Below are 3164 nucleotides of genomic sequence, written 5' to 3' on the forward strand. Positions count from 1 at the left end.
CATTAGTCCAGGCATTTCAGCTTCTGCCAATTCGATTTCTTTTCTTCCCCACGCAGCAAGATTGATATCTTTTACTTTGTAAGCAACAAATGGTAATGTCGTTGTACTCATCTATTTAGTATATTTGTTTTATGTTTTAACTTAATTCAAGTCTGCAAAATTAAGCATTTCCTTTATATTTCCTAAAGCATTGCACTTATTTTGTGATTTGTTTGGGTTTCTAATCTTTTGAAAAACAGTAAAATATCTCATGCCGCTTTTTAAGACAATCGATATTAGTCCAACATCAAAGGTTTTTCTCTGGAAAATAACCGAAGATTTCAACGAACTTTTCCGAAACGTTACGCTGAAGGATACTTCTTTGGCCCGATTGGAAGGGATGAAATCAGAGGGGCATCAGAAGGGTTTTTTAGCGGTGCGGATGTTGTTCCAGCACAACGGTTATGACGATTTCGATTTGTATTATGACGATTTCGGAAAACCACATTTACATGATGGTACGCATATTTCGATCTCGCATTCGTTTGATTTTGCAGCCATCGTTTTGAGTGAATGTAATATCGGGATCGATTTGGAACAGATAAAGGGAAAAATAATTCGGTTGGCACCCCGTTTTATGGATGTGTCGCATTTGGAAAATTTGTCGGAAACCGATACGATGAGAAAGGCAACTGTGGTTTGGGGGATTAAAGAGGCCATTTATAAACTGAAAAATGAATCCGGAATCAGTTTTCAGGATCATATTTTTGAAAATCCTTTTCAGTTGTCTGAAAAAAAATGCAGTGCCGAGCTACATTTTAAAGATATAGTTCAGCACTACAATATTATTTTTGAAGAAATTGATTTGGAAGGGAGTCAGCCCGACGGACACAATTACATGCTGGTTTGTGCGGTCGAATCTGAATGATGAACTCTTCTGCTTTCATAAATAAACATCATAAAGACAGTTCCCATTTTTCGGGCACGGAATTTTAAGGTTTCAGCATTTTCGCCTTCGAATAATTCATTCAGTGTTTCAATCCAAAGGTTCAGCCACAACCCAAAAATAGTCGGTGTGATGGTGTGATCGAATTTTTTGTCCACCTCCACATGCGCCTGTACCGGATTTCCGCTGAACTTTCTGGCGCCAAATAAATTGCTCTCCCAAAAATCAGTCAGTTTTTCCAAATGTGTGTCCCAATCGGAAATGGTTTCGTTGAAAAAATGTCCGATTTCTTCGTTGGCCCTGATTTTAGCGTAAAAGGCATGAATAAGTTTCGAAAGATCGTTTCTGCCCAGAATGTCGTTTTTCACGGTTAAATAACTAAAGTGTTCAGGATAATCATGATAGCGCTCGTGATTACGCTGCTCAAAATCAAATTGAACACTAATTTGTGTTTTTGTTGAGCTAAAATGGCGCCGTTCACAAAACTGCAGACTAAAACGACCAAAGCCAGTTGAATCATTTGAGAAAAGGAAGTGCCATTTTGTAAAATATACATCGCTGCGGCACCGCCCAAACAACTTTGTCCGATAATGGCTAAAGTGGCATAGGCGTAGTATTCTTTTTGAAATTCCTGAAATGTTTTTTGATAAAGAGTCATAATTTTTGTTTTTAGTAAGTCAAAAATAATATGCCTTTTATCGTTCATTTCATGATTTAAATCATGTTTTGAAAATTATCGGAAAACTTTTCGTTTAATGATTTTGATTTCATTTTTTCGTTCCAATGCTTTAATGGCCCGAATAACGGTTTCAACGCGAAGGCCGGTTAAGTCGGCCATTTGCTGTCTTGTTAAGTCGATCCGGTAACCGGCGGGATCTTTTTCGATTTTAAAGAATTTAATAGAATAATCGATGAGTTTCAGCAAACGGTGTTCGGGTTCCTGTGAAGAAATTTCTGCTGCCATGACCGATTTGTAATGTAGCCGTTGCGCCAGATTTTCAATAATAATCAAAGAAACCGAAGCGTTTTCGTTTACGAGATTCAGAAAGGAAGATTTTGGTAACACAAATAGTTCACAATCAGTAACTGCAATCGCATTGGCAGGATAAACCCGGTTGAGGAACAGCGGCGGTTCCCCAAAACTTTGTTTCGAACTGAAAATGCCTTGTATAAACTCTCTGCCGTCATCGTTGAAATTGCACATTTTTACGTCGCCGCCAATAATCTGAAAATAATTTACCGGCAAGTCGCCTTCGCGGAAAATAATAGCACCTTTAGCGTATTTTTTTCGTAAAGCATTGTGGGATTCCAATAATTCTTCAGGGATCATAAGGATATTCTATCAGTTCAGCACAAAAATACTATTAAAATTTTACGGATTTTAAAAATAAACTACATTTACCGACTCATAATGAAGAATAAGCAAATGCTGTACAACGCTATTTTATCGGCTAAAAATAAAAACCAAAAACTTTTGGCGGTCCTTCTCGATCCGGATAAGATTGTTTTGGACGAAGTTGCGGTTTTGGCAGATAAGATAAACAGTTCTCCGGCTACTCATATTTTCGTAGGCGGAAGTATAGTGGAGGCTGACATCATTGATGAACTGATTGTGCTTTTAAAGCAAAAGACAAGTTTGCCGATTCTGCTTTTTCCCGGTAATCCGTCACAGATTTCAAGCAAGGCGGATGCAATTTTGTTTCTGACGCTACTCTCGGGAAGAAATCCGGATTATTTGATAGAACATCAGGTAAATGCGGTTCCGATTCTGAAGCGAACCAATCTGGAAGTGATTTCAACGGGTTATATTTTAATCGAAAGCGGTACTCAAACTGCTGTGGAGCGCGTCAGTAAAACAGACCCAATGGATAGGGAGAATTCCGATTATGTGGTTCAAACCGCTCAAGCCGGGGAATATATCGGAAATAAATTAATCTATCTTGAGGCGGGAAGCGGAGCCAAAAATGCGGTTCCTCTGGAAATGATCAGAAAGGTTTCGAAGAGCATTCAGGTTCCTGTCATCGTAGGTGGCGGAATCCGTTCGAAAAAAGCGATTGACGACGCTTATGATTCGGGAGCCGATTTGGTGGTTATCGGAACGGCTTTCGAAAACGATCCTAATTTTTTTAATTTCAGTACCCATGCTTGATTTCTTTCTTGATGCTTATAAAGATGCTTCACTAACGAAAATTATACTGGAATTCATTGCTTTTGTATGCGGGATTTTGAGTGTGATATT

The 3164-nt window shown here is 38.6% G+C and carries 6 protein-coding genes; 2 read left to right on the plus strand and 4 right to left on the minus strand.

Features of this window, described 5'->3' with window-relative positions; genetic code table 11:
* The coding region (locus VLB74_RS09945) for an adenosylhomocysteinase (RefSeq protein ID WP_325203312.1) at nt 1–111 on the minus strand (111 nt) is incomplete at its 3' end.
* A 139-nt stretch (nt 112–250) separates the two neighbouring features.
* On the opposite strand from VLB74_RS09945, the gene VLB74_RS09950 reads away from it, so the two are divergent.
* Entirely contained in the window at nt 251–907 is a 657-nt protein-coding gene (locus VLB74_RS09950; protein WP_325203307.1) for a 4'-phosphopantetheinyl transferase family protein, read from the plus strand.
* On the opposite strand, the gene VLB74_RS09955 is transcribed toward VLB74_RS09950, so the two are convergent.
* The 3 genes from VLB74_RS09955 to VLB74_RS09965 form a co-directional block, all read right to left on the minus strand.
* On the minus strand, nt 874–1293 hold the full coding sequence (locus VLB74_RS09955) for a group III truncated hemoglobin (RefSeq protein WP_325203308.1): 420 nt from the start codon (nt 1291–1293) through the stop codon (nt 874–876). The two genes, VLB74_RS09950 and VLB74_RS09955, sit on opposite strands and share 34 nt — an antisense overlap.
* A 2-nt stretch (nt 1294–1295) precedes the next feature.
* Nucleotides 1296–1583, minus strand: a complete 288-nt coding sequence (locus VLB74_RS09960; RefSeq protein ID WP_325203309.1) for a hypothetical protein — start codon at nt 1581–1583, stop codon at nt 1296–1298.
* Nucleotides 1584–1658: 75 nt separating this feature from the next.
* Complete coding sequence (locus tag VLB74_RS09965; RefSeq protein ID WP_325203310.1) at nt 1659–2255, minus strand: Crp/Fnr family transcriptional regulator; 597 nt, start codon at nt 2253–2255, stop codon at nt 1659–1661.
* An 81-nt stretch (nt 2256–2336) separates the two neighbouring features.
* Here VLB74_RS09965 and VLB74_RS09970 point away from each other — a divergent pair, with 81 nt between their 5' ends.
* Complete coding sequence (locus VLB74_RS09970; protein WP_325203311.1) at nt 2337–3074, plus strand: phosphoglycerol geranylgeranyltransferase; 738 nt, start codon at nt 2337–2339, stop codon at nt 3072–3074.
* Nucleotides 3075–3164: the final 90 nt, after the last annotated feature.

It is taken from the genome of Flavobacterium sp. (genome assembly GCF_035456225.1).
GTDB lineage: Bacteria > Bacteroidota > Bacteroidia > Flavobacteriales > Flavobacteriaceae > Flavobacterium.